The organism is Anaerolineae bacterium (genome assembly GCA_014360855.1).
Classification (GTDB): Bacteria; Chloroflexota; Anaerolineae; order JACIWP01; family JACIWP01; genus JACIWP01.
In genome coordinates this window covers 1-3,441 of record JACIWP010000301.1, presented here as the reverse complement: position 1 = coordinate 3,441, position 3,441 = coordinate 1, and the positions used below count along the sequence as shown (strand labels likewise).

Genomic DNA, 3,441 nt, shown 5'->3' with positions numbered 1-3,441 from the left:
CGGCTATTGTACCACAAAAGCGGGGAAAGCTTAAACGGCCATTTTCAACCCCTTTGATTTCAAGGTTAAAACGACCGGATAGTACCAAAATCGAATTGACTTAACGTAAAGGCAAGGGTATAATGGGAGCACAGGGATGCTGTTCGCGGTGTCAGCGCGTTCTGGAACAGGGCGCGCCGGCAATCCTGTGCGTACGACGTCGGGATCGGCCGCCGGGCAGAGCTGTCGGCGCTGTATTTCAGCCGAAAAAGGATATGGGCACATGGCACTCAAGGGAAACCTGCGAGACTTCAGCGTCACCCAACTGCTGAACCTGATCAACCTGGCGCACAAGACGGGCGCGCTGACCATCGAATCGGACGGCACGACGGCGCGCATGTACTTCAAGGAAGGCCGGCTCCTGCATGCCTCCATCGCCGGCCAGGACGACCAGCTCACCGCCATCCTCCAGAAGGCCGGCAAGCTCACCCCCGAACAAGCCCAGATCATCCGCACCCGCTCCCAGGTGCACACCGACAAGGAGCTGGGCCTCCTGCTCATCACCGCCGGCTACCTGTCCCAGGACGATATCCTCTCCAGCGTCAAACAGCACGTCCTGGACGTCGTCTATTACCTCTTTCCCCTCACGAACGGCCGCTTCCATTTCGAGCCGGACCAGCTCCCGCCGGCGGACCGCATCACCGTCTCGCTGGACCTGGAAAGCATCATTATGGAGGGAAGCCGGCGCATCAAGGAATGGGAACGCCTCCAGGAAGAACTGCCCGACCTGGACGTGGTGCTGAAATTTGCTGATCGACCCCGCACCTCTCTGCGCCATATCAACCTGAACGTGGATGAATGGCGCGTCATTTCTTTCATCAATGGGCGCAACACCATCCGCCAGATCGCCCAGCACAACGGCATGAGTGAGTTCCAGATTCGCAAAATCGTATACGGACTGCTGTCGGCCGGGCTGGTGGAGTTGGTGGAGCCGGCGGAGCAGAGGCGCAGGGCGGCGGAGGCAGTGCCGGCGGGCAAGCCGGCCGCGCCGGTACAGCCGCCGGCGGTGAAACGCAATATCATCATGCGCATTATTGACCGTATTCGCGGCATCTAGCACATCCTGCACCACGGGGAAGCATCATGCAAAACGTCAAAATTGTCATCACCGGGCCGTTCGCCGCCGGCAAAACCGAATTCATCCGCAGTATCAGCGAGATTAATGTCGTCTCCACGGAGCGGCGCATCTCCGACAACAGCCGGGTGGTCAAGGAAGAGACCACGGTGGCCATGGACTTCGGCCGCATCACCATTGACCAGGACCTGGTGCTCTATCTTTTCGGCACGCCCGGCCAGAAGCGCTTCGATTTCATGTGGGAGATCCTCTCGGAGGGCATGCTGGGCTTTGTGCTGATGGTGGACAGCACGAAATCGGAGACCTTCCGGGAGGCGCGCCAGATCCTGGACGTGTTCAAGAAATATGCCGGCGTCCCCTACGTGGTGGCCGCCAACAAGCAGGACCTGCCCGACGCCTGGAGCCCAGAGGACCTGCGCATCGCCTTGCGCATCAACAGCGACGTCAAGGTCCTGCCCTGTGTGGCGCGGGATAAGGAGAGCGTCAAGCACGTACTGCTGGAACTGCTGTACACCATCCTGGAATCCCTGGAGGAAGGGGTGAGCTGAGGATATGCCCTCCATCGTCACGGAACGCGGTGTGGTGCACTATGAGACGGTGGGGCGCGGCCGGCCGGTCATCCTCCTGCACTGCTGGTTGGGATCCTGGAACAACTGGCGCGATACGATGGAGGTGCTGTCGCGCAGTTTTCGGGTGCATGCCCTCGATTTCTGGGGCTTCGGCGAGTCCTCCAAACAACCGCGCTATGATATCAGCGATTACGTCTTCATGGTGGAGGCCTTTATGGACCGGCTGGGCATCGAGACCGCGCCGGTCTTCGGCCATTCCATGGGCGGCAGTGTGTCGCTCTGCGTGGCGCTGAAATATCCCGAACGGGTGACGCGGGTGGCCATTGTCGGCTCGCCGGTGGTGGGTTCTTCCCTCTCGTTCTGGCTGAAGGTCGCCGGCAAACAGCCTTTCGGCTGGCTGGCCTGGAACACGCCCTTTTTCCTGCCGGCGGTGATGCGGCTGTACGCACCCTGGATCGCGCGCGATCATCGGCGCTGGTACCGCATGTTCATCCAGGACATCAGCCGCACCACCATGCAGGCCTTCTCGTACAGCATCGGTTCGCTGGCCAAGATGGACCTGCGGCCCTATTTGCACCAGTTCACCATGCCGGTGCTGGGCATCTTCGGCCGGCATGACAACATCGTCAACCCGAACCAGGCCGAGCTGGTGGAGCAAATGCCGCGCGGCCGCAGTGTCATCTTCGAGCATTCGCGCCATTACCCCATGCTGGACGAGAGCGAGCGCTTCCACCAAGTCCTGCTGGAGTTCCTGCAGGCGCCGGCATGAGGGGATATGGGCACAGGTCTTGGGGGTTGGTCGCGGGGACGCGCCTAGGAAATCATAGATGAGATGGTGCTGGCATGACGGGACCACTGCTGAAGCTGGAGCCGGACGCCCCGCGGTATTATTATTCCAACCGCATGGCACGGGCATATCTGCTGGGTCTGGAGGAGGTGCTGGGGAAGAACGGGGTACATGCCCTGCTCAATTACGCCGGCCTGCGCCACCGCGTCAACAATTATCCGCCCAATGACCTGGCGCTGGGGTTCGAGTTCGCGGAGTTCTCCGGCATCCAGCAGGCGCTCGAGGAGATCTACGGCCGGCGCGGCGGGCGGGCGCTCGCCAAGCGCGCCGGCCGCGCCACCTTCAAGTACGGCCTGCGGGAGTTCGAGGGGGTCATCGGCATCGCCGACCTGGCCCTGCGCCTGATACCGCTGGGGCTGAAGCTGAAAATCGGCGCCGAGACCTTTGCCGGCATCTTCAACCGCTTCAGCGACCAGATTGTGGTGCTGGAGGAGCACGAGGATCACTATATCTGGAGCAATGAGCGCTGTGCGGTCTGCTGGGGCCGGCACAGCCAGGACCCGTGCTGTGACGTGGCGGTGGGCATCCTGGAGGAAGGCCTGCACTGGGTCAGCGGCGGGCAGGATTTCCGCGTCGAGGAGATCGCCTGTATCGCGCGCGGGGACCCGGCCTGCCGCTTCTACATCCCGAAGAAGCCGGCGCGCTGAGCCGGCCTCGCGGCGGGCAATTGGGTGAGGAAGATGAAAAAGGTCATCATTCGCGATCGGCGGAAAATCGCTCCTTTCAATGAGCCGGCGCGCGACCTGCGGGTGATGAACAAACCCCTCTGGCTCTGGCAGCGCGACGTCCTGGCGCCGTACTGCACGCACGAGATCGTCGTCGACTCGCTGGAGGAGATCCCGCCGGACGACGAGGAAACCCTGGCCTACCAGGATAATCTCTTCTTCGATGCCCCTTTTGTAGAGGCCTTT

At 61.7% G+C, this 3,441-nt stretch carries 5 protein-coding genes; all 5 read left to right on the top strand.

Annotation, left to right across the window (positions count from 1 at the left end):
• The first annotated feature begins 262 nt into the window (after positions 1-262).
• Positions 263-1,096, top strand: coding sequence for a DUF4388 domain-containing protein (locus H5T60_13040; protein MBC7243355.1), 834 nt, complete (start codon positions 263-265; stop codon positions 1,094-1,096).
• 26 nt (positions 1,097-1,122) lie between these two features.
• Complete coding sequence (locus tag H5T60_13035; protein ID MBC7243354.1) at positions 1,123-1,662, top strand: ATP/GTP-binding protein; 540 nt, start codon at positions 1,123-1,125, stop codon at positions 1,660-1,662.
• A 4-nt stretch (positions 1,663-1,666) separates the two neighbouring features.
• A complete protein-coding gene (locus H5T60_13030) occupies positions 1,667-2,452 on the top strand; it encodes an alpha/beta hydrolase (GenBank protein MBC7243353.1) in 786 nt (261 codons plus the stop codon).
• 95 nt (positions 2,453-2,547) lie between these two features.
• Positions 2,548-3,177: a 4-vinyl reductase gene (locus H5T60_13025; GenBank protein ID MBC7243352.1), complete on the top strand. Its 630-nt coding sequence runs from the start codon at positions 2,548-2,550 to the stop codon at positions 3,175-3,177.
• A gap of 33 nt (positions 3,178-3,210) precedes the next feature.
• The coding region (locus H5T60_13020; protein ID MBC7243351.1) for a multidrug transporter at positions 3,211-3,441 on the top strand (231 nt) is incomplete at its 3' end.